The sequence below is a fragment of the Sphingomonas sp. PAMC 26621 genome (assembly GCF_000251145.1).
Lineage (GTDB): Bacteria > Pseudomonadota > Alphaproteobacteria > Sphingomonadales > Sphingomonadaceae > Sphingomonas.
Genome location: NZ_AIDW01000004.1, coordinates 195037 through 210284, shown reverse-complemented (window position 1 = coordinate 210284; position 15248 = coordinate 195037). Strand labels below are relative to the sequence as shown.

Below are 15248 nucleotides of genomic sequence, written 5' to 3'. Positions count from 1 at the left end.
TCGGGCTGCCCCAATGCCGCCTACCCGCGTTCGCGCGCCAGCCGCAGGACGTAGCCGATCACTTCCGCGACCGCGGCATACTGTTCGACCGGGATCGCGCGGTCGATCTCGGCGCTGGCATACAGCGCGCGCGCGAGCGGGCGGTTCTCGACCAGCGGCACGCCCGCGGCGGTGGCGACTTCGCGGATCCTGAGCGCGACCGCGTCGGTGCCCTTGGCGACGACGATCGGCGCGGACCCCTTGCCGTGATCGTAGCGCAAAGCGACCGCATAATGCGTCGGGTTGGTGATCACCACACTCGCGCCCGGCACCGCCGCCATCATCCGCCGCCGCGCGCGCTGCATCCCGATCGCGCGGATCTTGGCCTTGATCTTGGGGTCGCCTTCCTGCTGCTTGTGCTCGTCCTTGATCTCCTGGAGCGACATCCGCATCTTCGCCATCCAGCTGCGGCGCTGCCAGACGAAGTCGAACAAGGCGATCGCGCCGACGAGGATCGCGACCGAGCGGATCAGCTGCGCGACGATCCCGCCCGCGACCGTGCCAATCGCCATCGGATCGAGCCCGACCAGCGTCTCGAACCCCGGCACGAACGGCCGCAGGGCGACACCCGCGATCGTACCCACCCCGACCAGCTTGGCGAGCGTCTTGCCGAATTCGACCAGCGCGCGCGGACCGAACAGCCGCTTCGCCCCCGCAATCGGCGACAGCTTGGACCATTTGGGCGCGATCCGCGACCACACCAGCATCGGGCGCGCCTGCACCACCCCGCCGACCAGCGCGCACCCGACGAGGCACGCGAACAATGGCAGCAGCGCGGTAAAGGTCGCGCCGAACAGCGCGGTCAGCAGCGCGTGCGCGCCGTCGGGCGCGAGCGGGACCGCCTCGGCATTGCCCCACAGATGCGCGAGGCCGGTGCCGAGCCGCGCGAATGCGATCGTGCCGACGCTGCCGGTCGCGATCAGCATCGCGACGAAGCCGAACGCGTGGCGCAGCTCGGGTGCCTGCGCGACATCGCCCTTCTTGCGCGCGTCGCTCAGCCGTTTTTCGGTTGGGTCGTGAGTCTTCTGGTCCTTGTCCGCGGCCATGCGATCATGCTGCGCGACGGTGCGGGGCGGCTGCTCGCGCAATATACGCTGGCGCCGGTCGCGGGGGGCACGTTCGGCGATCTCGTCACCAGTCTCAACGCAAGTCCGCTCGGGCAGTTCGGCCAGGTCTCGCTCGATGCGACGGGCCGCATGCGGTTCGCCGCCAACCCCACTGTCGCGGGCGCTTCGCTGAGCATTCCCGGCGATTCGACCGATCGCGCGGGGACCGGGCGCAGCTTCACGATGATCGCGGGGCTGACCGGCGGGGCAAGCGTGCTCCAGTCGGGCAAGATCCGCCCCGATATCCAGGGCAATACCGGCCGCCTGCCGCTCGCGCTGCTCGATACGCGCGCGGTGCCCGGCGGAATCGCGCTCGGCAGCACCGACCGTACGGGCGCGGCGGGCTATGCCGACGCGCAGGGCAAGCCGATCGACCTCGGTGTCGCGGGCACGGTTTCGGTAGAAAAGCTGGCCGCGCAGGTGCTCGGCGGCGCGGGCAGCAGTGCCGCGCTCGCCAAGATGCGGCTGACCGAGGCGACCGCGCGGCGCGACGATGCGGTCAACCGGCGCGACAGCTTTTCGGGCGTCAACATCGACGAGGAACTGTCGCAGATGGTCGTGCTGCAGAACAGCTATTCGGCCGCCGCGCGCGTCATCTCCACGGTGAACGCGATGTACGACACGCTGCTCACCATGGTCCGTTGAAAGGAACCGGCATGACCCGTATCGCCACCATTCCGCAGCAACGCCTCACCGCCGACGCGATCCAGCGCAACCAGGCGCGGCTTGCGGAAACGCAGGCGCAGCTTGCGTCGGGCAAGAAAGCGAACGACCTCGCCGCGCTCGGCAGCGATGCGGTGCGCACGCTGACGACGCATTCGATGCTGGCGCGCGCCGAGGCGCAATCGACCGTCGCCAGGCAGCTCGGCACCACGCTATCGCTGTACGACACCGCGATCAGCGGGATCGACACGCTCGGCACCGACCTCCAGCAAAGCCTGCTGACCGCGAAGGGAACCGGAGAAACCGCGGGGCTGCAGGATACGATCCAGAGCGCGTTCGCGCAATTTTCCGCGCTGCTCAATACCGAGGAGGGCGGCGTTCCGCTGTTTGGCGGCGGGCAGGACGCGAAGCCGTTCACCCCTGCCACGCTGCAGGACCTGTCGAGCGACCCCGCCAAGGATTTCACCAATGGCAGCGTCCGCGCCAGCGCGCGGGTCGGCGACAATCGCGACATGGTGTACGGCATCTCCGCCAGCGATCTCGGCGGCGCGGTCGCACAGGTGTTCCGCAAGCTGGCGGATGCGGGGCCGTTCACCGGCCCGCTGACCGCGGCGCAGAGCACCGCGCTGAAGGACGCCGGAACCGCGCTCGACCGTGCAATGACGGGGGTTCGCGCGCTCAACGCCGAAAACGGGCACCGCCAGGCGCAGGCCGAGACGCTCACGACGCGCGCCGAGGACCGCGCGACGCTGTTCAAGGGGATCATCAGCACCCAGGAGGATGCCGATCTCGGGCAGATCGCGATGGACCTGTCGCAACAGAAGACAATGCTGCAGGCAAGCTATTCGGTGTTCAGCCAGTTGAGCGGGCTCAGCCTCGCCGATTACCTGCGGTGAGCGAATTGTCGGCAGGGCGACAACGGGCGCGCCGCCTGCACTCTATAATATCCGGGATCGATCCATCGCCGCTCCTTCCGTGCGGTGGAGTCTTGCACGCAAAGGGGCAACGATGACCTTCTTCACCAATCTCAAGATCGCGATCAAGATCGCGGTCCTGATCCTGTCGCTCGGGGTCGTGACCCTGTTCGTCGTGTTCAACGGCGCAAGCCAATTGGGCTCGATCAGCACCGGCTATGCCGCGCTGTCGGGGACGACCCTGCCCAACGATACGCGGCTGGCGCGGATCAGCGATCTGTCAGGATCGCTGGTCTATGCCGGTTACAAGACGATGGCGTATGACGGCGCCAGCAAGGAAGCGCGCGACGCCGCCGCGCAGGAACGCCGCGACACCGCCGAGGCGCATGACCTGCTGCGGAAGGTGGCACAGGCCGAACCCGCCGCCGCCGCAGCGCTTCGCGCGATCGAAACGCGATTGTCGCGCCTCGATGCCAGCGTCGGGCACGCGATGGAGCAGGGCCTGCGCAACGACAATGACGGCGCGCGCCGCTCGTTGAGCGAGGCCGACCAGCTTGCCGCGCAGTTCAGGGAGAGTATCGCCACGCTGATCGACACGCGCGAAACCGCCTCGAACGACACCACGGCCGCGCTCGCGGCGCGCGCGTCCGCGACGCAGCACAGCCTGGTGCTGATCGGCGTGATCGGCGTGATCGTCGCGATCGGCGCCAGCATCCTGGTGACGCAGCGGACGATCACGGGGCCGCTTGGCGCGCTCGAGAAGGGCATGCGCACGCTTGCCGGCGGGACCAACGCGATCGACGTCGACGGCACCGAACGGCGCGACGAAGTCGGCGCAATGGCCCGCGCGTTGCTGGTGTTCCGCGACAATGCGGTCGAACAGGACCGGCAGGCCGCCGCGAAGAAGATTGCCGACGCGGACCAGGCGATGGTGATCGAGACCGTCTCGGGGCATCTCGAGCGGATGGCGAAGGGCGACCTGACCCAGCCGATCACGCGCGAGTTCCCGCCGAGCTACGCCGAGTTGCGGGCGCATTACAACGCCGCGCTCGCCAGCCTGCGCGACCTGATCGGCGCGGTGTCGGACAGCGCGCGGACGATCCGTGCGGGATCGAGCGAGATCGAACAGGCATCGGAAGACCTTGCCCGCCGGACCGAGGCGAGCGCCGCGTCGCTGGAGGAAACCTCGGCTGCGGTCACGCAGATCAACGACCGGCTCCGCACCGGCGCTGACAATGCGCACCGTACGGTCGAGCGCGCGGACCAGGCGATCGCGACGGTCGGCACCGGTCGCGGCACCGCGGGCGAGGCGGTCCAGGCGATGCACCGCGTGTCGGACAGCGCGAAGGGGATCAACAGCGTGATCGAGGGGCTCGACAAGATCGCATTCCAGACCCGCGTGCTCGCGATGAACGCCGCGGTCGAGGCGGGGCGCGCGGGCGAATCCGGGCGCGGCTTCGCGGTGGTCGCGGATCTCGTCGGGCAGCTCGCGATGCGCTCCGAGGAAGAAGCCAAGCGCGCCCGCGAGCAATTGACCACGACGCAGAACGACGTCGTCCTCGCGGTCGACGCGGTCCACAAGGTCGATCGCGCGCTGCTCGCGATTTCGGACGATGTCGGCGTGGTGCACGAGCTGCTCGCCTCGATGTCGGTGGACAATGCCGCGCAGGCCGCCGCGATCCAGCAGATCGCCACCGCGATCCACGACATGGACGAAGGGACGCAGAAGAATGCGGCGATGGTCGAGGAGGCCTCCGCCGCCGCGCGCAACCTCAACGGCGAAGTCGGGACGCTGACGCAGAAGGCGGCGGTGTTCACGATCGGGCAGCACGTGACGACGGCAAAGACGGTCGCCAGGCCCGTTGCGAAGGCGGCTGCTAAAAATGCCGCACCGGCCAAGACGACGCCCGCCTATCTCGCACCGGTCAAGCCGCTCCCCGCCGCCGCGATCCCCGCGCTGGTGCGCGACAAGGACGATTGGGACGAGTTCTGAAGACCATCGATGGGGAGGGGCATTCCTGCGAATTGCCCCTCCCCGTTCGTTTTGCGCGTCGCCCACCTGCATCACGTTGAAGGATGCTACCGCTCGCCCGCGGTTTCCCCCTGACGCAGCGTCAGCACCTCGACCCCGGTGGCGGTCACTGTGACGGTATGCTCGAACTGCGCGGACAATTTGCCGTCGTTGGTGACGACGGTCCAGCCATCCGCCTTGGTCGAAACCTTGCGGGTGCCCTGGTTGAGCATCGGCTCGATCGTGAAGACCATCCCCTCGCGCAGCAGCATCCCGGTCCCGGCGCGGCCGAAATGCAGGACGGTCGGTTCCTCGTGCATCTCGCGACCGATGCCGTGCCCGGCATAGTCGCGCACGACCGCATATCCGTTCCACTTGGCATGGCGTTCGATCGCGAAGCCGATGTCGCCGAGATGCGCGCCGGGCCGCACGGCGCCGATCCCCTTCCACATCGCTTCCTGCGTCACGCGCACCAGCCGCCGCGCGGCGGGGGTTGCCGTACCGACGATATAGGTCTTGCTCGAATCCGCGATGAAGCCGTTCTTCTCGAGCGTGATGTCGAGGTTGATGATGTCGCCCGCCGCGATCACCGCGTCCGCGCTGGGGACGCCGTGGCAGACGACGTGGTTGATCGAGCAGTTGAGCACGTATTGAAACCCGTATTGCCCCTTGCTCGCGGGGCGCGATGCGAGATCCACGGTGATGAACCGCTCGACTAGGTCGTTAACCTGCAACGTCGTCATGCCGACCAGATCCTGCGTGTCGAGCATCTCGAAAACGGACGCGAGCAATTTCCCCGACACGCGCAGCAGCGCGATTTCGGCAGCGGTCTTGATCATCTCAGACGGTGTCGCGCGGCGCAGCGATCTCGGGCCGATGGACCCGCGCGGACGCCAGTTGCGCAGTGACGATGTCGTTGAACGACAAGGTCGGATGCGCTTCCGCAAGCATCCCGATCTTCATCCAGAATTCGGCCTGCGCGTTGATCGAGCGGCACATCACGCTCGCCGCCAGTCGCGCATCCTCGTGCAAAACGTCGTCGATCTTCACGATACCCATATCACCGCCTTGCCTAACCAGACCATATGAACCGTATATGGTCCATAGTGCTGACCGTCAACGCAGGCGGGGTTACAGGTGTCGTTCGTGCCGCGCGAGCTCGACGCGGACGCGCAGTTCGACGTCGCGCGCGATTGCGGCGGCCTGGGGATCGTCGGGCGGAACGAACCGCGCCGCCCAGTCCGCCAGCTCGGTGAGCATCGCGGGCGGGGCCACGCCGGCGGCCGTGGCGGCGTGGAGCCGTTCGAGCAGCCCGAGGCCGTGATCGACCTCGGCGACAAGCCGGCGGCGGCGCTCGCGCGGGGGTTCGGTCGCCGCCAGCGCGACGAGCATCTGGACCGAGGTCGCCGCCTGCAGCGGGCGCGGTGGCGCGGGCAGTTCGGTTGCGGCGGGCGCGGCGTCGGTCGCGCGGAACCCGGCGGTCGCGCGCGGCAGCGCCGCGAGCAACGCCTGAACCGGCACCGAAACCCCTTCGACGCGCAAAACCCGTTCTCCCCGGCGAACCGTCACCGCTCTGTCTTCCTATAAGAGAAGCGAACGGTCTTTGGTGACCGAGGGGAAGGGAAATATGCGCAGCGTCGCGACGCTTCAGGCCTTGAGGGTGATCCGCATGCTTGCCACGCTCGCGATGGTGCTGGCGGCTCCGGCGGCGCTCGCCAACGGGCGGATCAAGGATGTCGTTGACGTCGAGAACGTCCGCTCCAACCAGCTGGTCGGCTATGGCATCGTCGTCGGGCTCGCGGGCACCGGCGACCGCACGCGCAACGCGCCGTTCACCGAGGAATCGCTCCAGGCGATGCTCGAGCGGATGGGGGTCAACGTGCGCGGCTCCCCGCTCAAGACGCAGAACGTCGCCGCGGTCTCGATCACCGCGACGATGCCGCCGTTCGCGCGCACCGGCTCGCGGATCGACGTCACCGTCTCGGCGATCGGCGATGCCACCAGCCTGCAGGGCGGCACGCTGATCGTCTCCTCGCTGCGCGCGCTCGACGGCGAGATCTATGCGGTCGCGCAGGGGCCGCTCGCGGTCTCGGGGTTCAAGGCGCAAGGGGCCGGCGCGAGCGTCAGCCGCGGCGTCGCCACTTCCGCGCGGATCGCGGACGGCGCGATCATCGAGCGCGAAGTGCCCTACGCACTGCGCTCCGCAACGACGCTCAAGCTCGCGCTCAAGAACCCCGATTTCACCACCGCCAACACGATCGCGGCGGCGGTCAACGGCCGGTTCGCGGGGACCGCGACGGTGCTCGACCCCGCCACGGTCGAGCTGCATTCGGGCAGCGGCTTCGGCGGATCGATGGTCGACCTGGTCGGCGCGATCGAGAATCTGCCGGTCAAGGTCGATCAGCCCGCGCGCGTCGTCATCAACGAGGCGTCGGGAACGGTCGTGATGGGCGCGGACGTGCGGATCAGCCCGGTCGCGATCGCGCAGGGCGGGCTGACGATCAGCGTCACCGAAAGCCCGGTCGTGTCGCAACCCGCGCCCTTGTCGAACGGCCAGACGACGACCGTCCCGCGCACGGCGATCACCGTCAACGACGGCAACAACGCCTCGCTCGGGCTGGTCGGCGGGGAACCGACGCTCGCGGCACTCGTCTCCGGGCTCAACACGCTCGGGGTCAGCCCGCGCGACCTGATCACGATCCTCCAGGCGGTGAAGAGCGCAGGCGCGCTTCAGGCCGATATCCAGGTGCAATGATGGACTCCGCGCGCCCCGCCCTCGCTGTGCCCGCCACGCCCGCCCCGACAGCGACACCGACGGCGACCCCGAAGGACCGCAAGACCGCGGAATCGTTCGAGGCGGTGTTCCTCGGCCAGATGACGCAGCTGATGATGGAAAGCGTCGACCCCGGCGAATTCTCGGGCGGCAATGGCGAGGACGTGTTCCGCGGCGTGCTCGCGGAGAAGCTCGGCACCGCAATGGCCGCGCGCGGCGGGCTCGGCCTCGCGCCGAGCGTCCTCGACCAAATCCTGCGCCTCCAGCAAGGAACCCCCGATGCCCGCTGAACTCCTCGATCTCGTCCAGTCGCTCACGCTCCTGATCGGCGAGGAGAGCGACCTGCTCGCCCGGCCCGGCGGCTATCGCCGGATCGGCGAACTTGCCACGGCCAAGGGCCGCGTCGTCGCCGCGCTTGAGACTCGGCTCGCGCGGAACGACCGCGAGACCCCGGGCTGGCAGGCGACGCTCGATCCGGACACCCGCGCGGTGCTGGCAACGGCGTCGGAAGCCCTGATGCAGGCGGCGCGCGCCAATGCCGTGGTCCTCGAACGGCAAATCGCGCTGTCTGACGATCTGCTCGGCGCGATCGCGCAGGAAGCGCAACGCCGCACCGGCGCGACCGCGACGGCTTATAGCGCGGGCGGGCTGCTGTGGAACACCGAACAGGCAGCACCGATCGCGATCAATACGAGTTTGTAAGAGGCCTCACGCGGTTCGCCCTCAGCGAAGTTGCAGGGCCCGCGGCGTGCCAGGGGCTTCGACTGCGCTCAGCCCGAACGGATGGGGGGATCACCCCCCATGCTTGCCGAGCGCGGTCTGGAGCAGCGCCTGCTGCTTGCGGTAGATGCCCGTGACTGCCGCGAAGTCCGCCTGGATCTGGCCCATCTTGAGCAACTGATCCTCCAGCGTGACCGTGTTGCCGTCGGGCTTGGTCTCGAACGTATCGCGATCCGGAATGAGCGCGGTGCCCGCCCCCGGCCGTGCGCCGAGCGCGACCATTGCCGCGGTCGGCGCGACGCGCGGCGCGGCGACGCTGGAACTTCCGCCCCCGTCCAGCAGCGTCCCGAAATCGGGGGCCGCGACGTCCTGCGCCTTGAAGCCGGGCGTCTCGCTGTTGGCGATGTTCTGCGCGACCACGCGCTGGCGTTCGGCAAGATGCTTCATCTGGCGGACTGCACCGGCGATCAGATCGGTCATTCTCGTGCAGTCCCATCCTGGCTGGCGCGGGCAGCGCTTCTAAACACACGGGCGGCGGCCCGAGATGGGCCGTCCCGCCTCTATAATAGACGTGCCGCGCGGCATCCGGCGGCGTTACCAAGTCTGTTGCTGGAGCATTCCGTCATGCTGATGGCCCCCGTCGCCGAACCCGCCGAGCTCAAACGCTTCTCGCAACGCGAGCGCGCCGCCGCGCTGATGCTCGCGCTCGGGCAGGATTATGGCGCGCCGATCTGGGAGCAGCTGTCGGTCGAGGAGATGAAGGAGCTGTCGTCGGCGATGTCGCAGCTCGGGCGCGTGCCCGCCGCGGTGATCGAGCATCTGCTGCTCCAGTTCACCACCGAGATTTCGAGCCTTTCCTCCTGCCACGGCTCGTTCGAGACGACCGAGCGGCTGCTGAACGGAATGATGCCGCCCGAGCGCGTGCGCGACATCATGGAGGATATTCGTGGGCCGTCCGGCCGGACGATGTGGGACAAATTGTCGAACGTTAGCGAAGGCGTGCTCGCCGGCTATCTGCGCAACGAATATCCGCAGACGATCGCGGTGATCCTGTCCAAGCTCAAGTCCGACCATGCCGCGCGCGTGCTCGCCGCGCTGCCGCGCGATCTGGCGGTGGATGTCGTCCAGCGAATGCTGCGGATGGACACGGTGCAGAAGGAAGTGCTCGCGCAGGTCGAGGCGACGCTCAAGAACGAGTTCATGGCCAATTTCGCGCGCTCGCAACGCCGCGACCCGCATGAATCGATGGCCGAGCTGTTCAACGCGATGGACCGCGCGACCGAGGAAGCGATGCTCGAGGCACTCGATGCCAAGGCGCCCGAGTCCGCCGAACGGATCCGCGCGCTGATGTTCACCTTCGAGGACCTCGCCAACCTGCTCCCCGCCGCGATCGGCGTGATCGTCCGCCAGGCCGACAAAAGGCAGATGGCGCTCGCCCTCAAGGGCGCGCCCGAGCTCATCAAGCAACTGTTCTTCTCGACGATGACCGAGCGCTCGGCGAAGCTGCTGCGCGAGGACATGGCCGGGATGGGCCCGATCCGCGCGCGCGACTGCGAGGAAGCGCAAAGCGCGCTCGTGCGGCTCGCCAAATCGCTCGCCGAACGGGGGGAGATCGTGCTGGTCGACCCCAAGAGCGACGATACGATGATCCTGTAACCGAAGGGGATTTCGATGGATTTGTCGTTCCACGCGCGCCCGTTCGCGTTCGACCGCGTGTTCACCGCCGCCGCCCCGCAGGCCGAAGACGAGCCCCGCGATGCGGAGTCGCTCGCGATCGAGCTCGAGCTGGCGCAGGCCGAAGCGGCGCGCCGCGATGCAGCGCACCGCGACGAACTCGCCCGCGCGCGCGCCGACGGCTTCGCCGCAGGGCTGGTCCATGCCCGGGCGGACCGCGAGACCGCGCTGCTCGCGGCGATCGATGCGCTCCATTGCGGGGTCGAGGCGCTGACCGACACGCTCGGCGAAACCCGCGCCGAGCTGCTCCGCGATGCCGCCGCCCTCGCGCGGACCGCCGCCGAACACCTCGCCGCGCACACGCTTGCACTCGATCCCGCCGCACCGGTCGACGCGGCGATCGGCCGCGCACTCGCGCAGGTGGCGCGCGGGACCGAGCTGGTCGTGCGAGTCCACCCCGATCTCCTGGAACCAGTCGCGGATCGCATCGCGCAGCGGCAGGCGCAGGACCGTCGTCGTCTAAACCTGCACGTCACTGCGGACCCGGCGCTGGCACCGGGCGACGCGCGGATCGCGTGGGACGACGGTGGCCTGAGCCTCGACCGCGCCGCGCGCGATGCCATCGTCGGCAACGAAATCGCAATGTTATTGTCTCATTCCAGCCCGGTTCAGTAAGGGGCAGCCGGCGTATGAAGGGCATTATTTTCAATATCCTGGAAGAAGCCGTCACGCTTGAGCACGGACCGGACACATGGGATGACCTGCTCGATGCAGCAGGCGTCGACGGCGCCTTCACCTCGCTTGGCAGCTACCCCGACGAGACGATGCTCGCGCTCGTCGACGCCGCCGCCGCCGCGACCGGCGCCGCCCCGCCGGACGTCCTGCGCTGGTTCGGCGAGGCGGCAATCCCCTTGCTCGCCGAACGCTATGGTGTCTTCTTCCAGGGGCACCGCAGCGCGCGCAGCTTCATCCTGAGCGTCAACGAGATCATCCACCCCGAAGTCCGCAAGCTTTACTCGGGCGCGGGCTGCCCGCACTTCCAGTTCAGCACCACGCCCGATGGCGACCTGATCATCGGCTACCAGTCGCCGCGCCGGCTGTGCGCGCTGGCGGAGGGGTTCATCCGGGGCGCGGCGGTGCATTATGGCGAACAGGTAACGGTCTCGCATCTGGCCTGCATGCTGGACGACAGCCCGCTCTGTCGGCTTCGCGTCCGGTGGGACGGATGAAACACGCCCTCGTGGCGGCGGCTCCGGCGTTAGAGCAACAGCTCGCGCGCGCCGAACGGATTGCCCAGCGCGAACGCGCGGCGCGGCTAGAGGCCGAGCGAATCGCCGAACACGGGCTCCGCACGCTGTACGAAAGCAAGCAGCGGTTGCAGCTGCTCCAGCATATCACCGAGCTTGCCAACAGCGCGCGCACGATTCCCGAGGCACTCGATGCCGCGCTGGAAATGATCTGCGAGCGGATGAGCTGGACGGTCGGCAACGTGTTGATGGTGTCGCACGATCTGCTCCGGGTCGAGGCGTGCGACATCTGGCGCGCGACCGATGCGGCAGACGTGATGGCGTTCGTCGAGGCATCGCGGCGCATGCCGTTCGGCCGTGGCGAAGGGCTGCCGGGCCGGGTCTTCGCGAGGGGGCGCTCCGAGTGGATCACCGATCCGGGCCATTCCGAACACTTCCTCCGCGCTGACGTCGCCGCGCGTTGCGGGCTCGGCACCGGCTGCGCGTTTCCGGTGCTCGCGGGCAATGACGTGGTAGCCGTGCTCGAATTCTACATGCGCCAGGCGGTGCCCGAGGACACCGAGATCATCGGCATCCTCGAACAGGCGGGGATCCAGCTCGGTCGCGTGTTCGAGCGGGACCGCGCGCAGCGCGCGCTGGTCCATGACGCGCTGCACGATCCGCTGACCCGCCTGCCCAATCGCGCGTTGTTCAGCGATCGGCTGCAGGCGAGCTTCGACCGACTCGCGCCGCCGCGGCGGCATGCGCTCGCGGTGATGGTGCTCGATCTCGATGGCTTCAAGCTGGTCAACGATTCGCTTGGCCACCATGCCGGGGACCGCGTGCTGATCCGCGTCGCGGATATCCTGCGCGACACGCTGGCGCGGCTGGAGGGCGAGCGCGAGGCGCATCCCGCCGCTTGGCGCGCCTCCCCCGCACGGATGGGCGGCGACGAATTCACGATTCTGGTCGAGGATCTGGCGGGCGAGGACCTTGCGGCACACGGCACGATCGGCACGATCGCCACCGCGCTGCACGACGCGTTGCAGGACAGGCTTGGCCTCGTCACCGACATCGCGCCGGTCGGAACCTCGATCGGCTTTGCGATCGGCAATGCGCTCCACGCCAATGTCGACCATTTGCTGCGCGACGCCGATCTGGCGATGTACGAGGCGAAGGCGGGGGGCCGTGGCCGCACGATCGGCTTTACCGAGGCGCTGGGGGAAACGCTGCGCGACCGCGCGCGGCTGACCGACGAATTGCGCGCCGCGATCGAAAGCCGTCAGTTCGAGCTCGATTACCAGCCGATCGTGACGCTCGACGCAAGCCGGTCGGTCTGCGGGTTCGAGGCGCTGGTGCGCTGGAACCATCCGCTCCGCGGTCGGCTGTTGCCCGCCGAGTTCATCGACGTGGCGGAAACGAGTGGGCTGATCCTGTTCCTCGGCGACTGGGTGCTGCGCGAGGCCTGCGCGACCGCGGCGAGCTGGCCGATGCGCGACGGGGTCGCGCCGTTCATCAGCATCAACATTTCCGCGCGCCAGTTCGCGCAGCCGGGCTTTGCCGCGCGCGTGCGGCAGATCGTGCTCGAGACCGGGGTCGACCCGACGCGGATCCGGCTCGAGCTGACCGAAAGCACCGCGATCGTCGATATCGACCATACCTGCCAGGTGATCGAGGAAATCCGGCGCTGGGGGGTGCAGACCAGCCTCGACGATTTCGGGACCGGCTTTTCCTCGCTGTCCTCGCTCCACCGCCTGCCGTTCGACGTGCTCAAGATCGACCGCAGCTTCGTGATGGCGATGGACGGGCACGGCAAGGGCGACGGCATCGTCCGCGCGATCGTCGCACTCGCGCGGACCATCGGCATGACGATCGTCGCCGAGGGGATCGAGACCCCGGCGCAGGCGGAGTTGCTGATCGAGCTCGGCTGCGAGCTGGGCCAGGGCTATCATTTCGGCCGCCCTGCGGTCGCGAGCCATGCCGCGACGCTGCTCGCGCCACGGGACGCGGGCTGACCCGGCAAGTTTTTCCCACCGGCAAGACCTGCCCCGCCCCCGCCTGCCTATAATTCGGCAAACGGGGCTGTTGCCCCGCAACGCCACGGGGTCGCGCTTGGAGCAGTTCCGCCAACTGATCGCCCAATTGGGGCCCAAACGCCTGATCGTGATGGGTGTGGTCGCCGCCGCGCTGCTCGCGGTGCTCGGGGTCGTCGCGCTGCGCGGCGAGGACCGGACGATCGCGTTCCTGTTCACCGACCTCGACCCGACCGCCGCCGCCGCGATCGGCGAGAAGCTGCGCGCGCAGAACATCCCGTTCCAGCTTTCGGCCGACGGCAGCGCGGTGCTCGCGCCGCAGGACAAGATCGCCACCCTCCGCATGACGCTTGCGGGCGACCGGCTCGGCGGCAAGATCGGCTATGACGTGCTCGATGCCGAACAGCCGTTCGGCGTCTCGGCCTCGCGCGCCAAGATGGACGAGACCCGCGCGATCGAGGGGGAACTCGCGCGCTCGATCCAGAGTATCGACGCGGTAACGCAGGCGCGCGTCCATCTCGTCATGCCCGAACGCCAGATGTTCGCCGCCGAGGCGCGCCGTGCATCGGCCGCCGTCACGGTCAAGACGCGCGGACGGCTCCCCGCCGAGACGATCCAGGCGATCCGCTACCTCGTCTCGTCCGCGGTTCCCGAACTGGCGCCCGAAGCGGTGTCGATCGTCGACCAGACCGGCGCGCTGCTCGCGCGCGCGGGCGAAGCGAATGCGATGGGCGGCAGCGACGCCGACACGCGCCAGGCGCAGGTCGAGGGGAAGCTGCGCGACCAGATCGTCGCCTTGCTCGAGCCGATCGTCGGCCAGGGCAAGGTCCGCGCGGAAGTCGCGGCGCAGATCGACCGCGACCAGACGCGCGAGGATTCGACCGTGTTCGATCCCGACAAGCAGGTGATCGCGCGGCAGGTGACGGTCGACAATGACGACCAGAATCGCGAACTCCAGAGCACCGGCGCGGCAACCGTCGCGACGCAACTTCCCGAAGCGCAAGGGCAACCCCCGGCTACCGGGGGCGGCGACACGCGGCAGACCGCGCGCAAGGAGACCTCCGAGGACACGACCTACGCCAACAGCACCACGCACAGCATGGTCGTCCGCGCGCCGGGGAAGATCAACCGGCTGACCGTCGCGGTGATGGTCGATGGCGGCACCAAGGGCCTGCCCGCGCCGCAGATCCAGCGGCTGAAGGGGCTGGTCGAGAATACCGTCGGGCTCGATGCGCAGCGCGGCGACAGCGTGGTGATCGAAAGCATGGCGTTCGCCGCGGACGGCGCGCTGGCGGACAGCAAGAGCGCATGGTGGGCGGTGCTGACGTCGGATCAGGTCGTCGGGCTGGTCAAGCTGCTGGTGATTGCCGGGGTCGGGCTGGTCGCGCTGCGGATGATCCGCGCGCGGCGCGATCCGGCGGTGGCGGCCCCCGCCGAAGACCCGCAGGTGGCGCTCGCCGACCAGCAGGCGGAAATGCTCGCGATCGCCGAGCAGGCCGCAGGCGGCGATCCCGACGCACTGCGCCAGCTCGAGGCGCTGCAGGCCGCGCAGAGCGACCAGCCGCTGCTCGACCATGAGATCACCGTCGCGCAGGTCGATGGCCGCGTGAAGGCATCGGTCCTGAAGAAGATCGGCGACAGCGTCGCCGCCAGCCCGCCCGAGGCGGCAGCGGTCCTGCGCCAGTGGATGAACGCATGATGGAGCAGAGCATGTCCGACCCGGTCTTTCCCGACGACGCGCAGGCATCGCACGATCTGGCGACATTCGCCGGCACGACCGAGGACTCGATCGGTCCGGTCTATCAGGAATTCGACGATCCGGTGGCAGCGACGCCCCCTGCCCCCCCGACCGGGCTGGAAGCAGTGCACGAGGTCCCGGTCAAGGTGCAGGCGGTGCTCGGGCGCGCGCAGATGCCGGTCGGGGATCTGCTCGGGCTGTGCACCGGAATGGTGTTCGAACTCGACCGGCGTGTCGGCGAACCCGTCGACGTGTTCGTCAACGATCGCCTCGTCGCGCGCGGCGAGGTGGTGCTGGTCGATCACGCGCTTGGCGTGACGCTCACCGAAATCGTCCGGGCAGGGCGCTGAA

At 68.8% G+C, this 15248-nt stretch carries 17 protein-coding genes; 12 read left to right on the top strand and 5 right to left on the bottom strand.

Translation table 11 applies throughout. The annotated features are described in order from the left end of the window. Positions 1 to 20: 20 nt before the first annotated feature. Entirely contained in the window at positions 21 to 1085 is a 1065-nt protein-coding gene (flhB, locus tag RI03_RS02285) for a flagellar biosynthesis protein FlhB (RefSeq protein WP_010214905.1), read from the bottom strand. On the opposite strand from flhB, the gene RI03_RS02280 reads away from it, so the two are divergent. The 3 genes from RI03_RS02280 to RI03_RS02270 all read left to right on the top strand — a co-directional run bounded on the left by RI03_RS02280 (position 1056) and on the right by RI03_RS02270 (position 4715). Continuing rightward, positions 1056 to 1790 carry a flagellar basal body rod C-terminal domain-containing protein gene (locus tag RI03_RS02280; RefSeq protein WP_238542200.1) on the top strand — a complete coding sequence of 245 codons (735 nt, stop codon included), beginning with the start codon at positions 1056 to 1058 and terminating at the stop codon, positions 1788 to 1790. The two genes, flhB and RI03_RS02280, sit on opposite strands and share 30 nt — an antisense overlap. 11 nt (positions 1791 to 1801) lie before the next feature. Next, complete coding sequence (locus RI03_RS02275) at positions 1802 to 2704, top strand: flagellin (protein ID WP_010214902.1); 903 nt, start codon at positions 1802 to 1804, stop codon at positions 2702 to 2704. 112 nt (positions 2705 to 2816) lie between these two features. Beyond that, a complete protein-coding gene (locus tag RI03_RS02270) occupies positions 2817 to 4715 on the top strand; it encodes a methyl-accepting chemotaxis protein (protein WP_010214900.1) in 1899 nt (632 codons plus the stop codon). 86 nt (positions 4716 to 4801) lie between these two features. Here the strand turns inward: RI03_RS02270 and map are convergent, their stop codons facing one another. The 3 genes from map to RI03_RS02255 all read right to left on the bottom strand — a co-directional run bounded on the left by map (position 4802) and on the right by RI03_RS02255 (position 6275). Continuing rightward, the gene (gene map, locus RI03_RS02265; RefSeq protein ID WP_010214899.1) at positions 4802 to 5572 is read right to left on the bottom strand and encodes a type I methionyl aminopeptidase; all 771 of its coding nucleotides are present in this window, start codon (positions 5570 to 5572) and stop codon (positions 4802 to 4804) included. Between the two features lies 1 nt (position 5573). Beyond that, a complete protein-coding gene (locus tag RI03_RS02260) occupies positions 5574 to 5792 on the bottom strand; it encodes a ParD-like family protein (RefSeq protein ID WP_010214897.1) in 219 nt (72 codons plus the stop codon). 72 nt (positions 5793 to 5864) lie between these two features. Beyond that, positions 5865 to 6275, bottom strand: a complete 411-nt coding sequence (locus RI03_RS02255) for a flagellar assembly protein FliX (RefSeq protein WP_010214896.1) — start codon at positions 6273 to 6275, stop codon at positions 5865 to 5867. A gap of 85 nt (positions 6276 to 6360) precedes the next feature. Here RI03_RS02255 and RI03_RS02250 point away from each other — a divergent pair, with 85 nt between their 5' ends. From RI03_RS02250 to RI03_RS02240, 3 genes are read left to right on the top strand one after another with little or no spacing between them, the layout of a single operon-like run. Beyond that, positions 6361 to 7488: a flagellar basal body P-ring protein FlgI gene (locus RI03_RS02250; RefSeq protein WP_010214895.1), complete on the top strand. Its 1128-nt coding sequence runs from the start codon at positions 6361 to 6363 to the stop codon at positions 7486 to 7488. Continuing rightward, positions 7488 to 7796 carry a rod-binding protein gene (locus RI03_RS02245; protein ID WP_010214894.1) on the top strand — a complete coding sequence of 103 codons (309 nt, stop codon included), beginning with the start codon at positions 7488 to 7490 and terminating at the stop codon, positions 7794 to 7796. Before RI03_RS02250 ends, RI03_RS02245 begins: the two co-directional genes overlap by 1 nt. Beyond that, entirely contained in the window at positions 7786 to 8208 is a 423-nt protein-coding gene (locus RI03_RS02240) for a hypothetical protein (protein WP_010214893.1), read from the top strand. The genes RI03_RS02245 and RI03_RS02240 overlap by 11 nt, the downstream gene beginning before the upstream one ends. A 90-nt stretch (positions 8209 to 8298) precedes the next feature. Here RI03_RS02240 and RI03_RS02235 read toward each other — a convergent pair whose 3' ends face one another. Next, a complete protein-coding gene (locus RI03_RS02235; RefSeq protein ID WP_010214891.1) occupies positions 8299 to 8706 on the bottom strand; it encodes a flagellar basal body protein in 408 nt (135 codons plus the stop codon). A gap of 144 nt (positions 8707 to 8850) precedes the next feature. Here RI03_RS02235 and RI03_RS02230 point away from each other — a divergent pair, with 144 nt between their 5' ends. From RI03_RS02230 to fliN, 6 genes are all read left to right on the top strand, one after another. After that, positions 8851 to 9882, top strand: a complete 1032-nt coding sequence (locus RI03_RS02230; protein ID WP_010161119.1) for a flagellar motor switch protein FliG — start codon at positions 8851 to 8853, stop codon at positions 9880 to 9882. A 15-nt stretch (positions 9883 to 9897) separates the two neighbouring features. Next, the gene (locus RI03_RS02225) at positions 9898 to 10575 is read left to right on the top strand and encodes a FliH/SctL family protein (protein WP_010214887.1); all 678 of its coding nucleotides are present in this window, start codon (positions 9898 to 9900) and stop codon (positions 10573 to 10575) included. Positions 10576 to 10589: 14 nt separating this feature from the next. Then, entirely contained in the window at positions 10590 to 11129 is a 540-nt protein-coding gene (locus RI03_RS02220) for a heme NO-binding domain-containing protein (RefSeq protein ID WP_010214886.1), read from the top strand. Beyond that, positions 11126 to 13141 carry a putative bifunctional diguanylate cyclase/phosphodiesterase gene (locus tag RI03_RS02215; RefSeq protein ID WP_010214884.1) on the top strand — a complete coding sequence of 672 codons (2016 nt, stop codon included), beginning with the start codon at positions 11126 to 11128 and terminating at the stop codon, positions 13139 to 13141. The genes RI03_RS02220 and RI03_RS02215 overlap by 4 nt, the downstream gene beginning before the upstream one ends. Positions 13142 to 13238: 97 nt before the next feature. Then, positions 13239 to 14858 carry a flagellar basal-body MS-ring/collar protein FliF gene (fliF, locus tag RI03_RS02210; RefSeq protein ID WP_010214883.1) on the top strand — a complete coding sequence of 540 codons (1620 nt, stop codon included), beginning with the start codon at positions 13239 to 13241 and terminating at the stop codon, positions 14856 to 14858. Continuing rightward, complete coding sequence (gene fliN / locus RI03_RS02205) at positions 14858 to 15247, top strand: flagellar motor switch protein FliN (RefSeq protein WP_010214882.1); 390 nt, start codon at positions 14858 to 14860, stop codon at positions 15245 to 15247. Before fliF ends, fliN begins: the two co-directional genes overlap by 1 nt. The last annotated feature ends 1 nt before the right edge of the window (position 15248 follow it).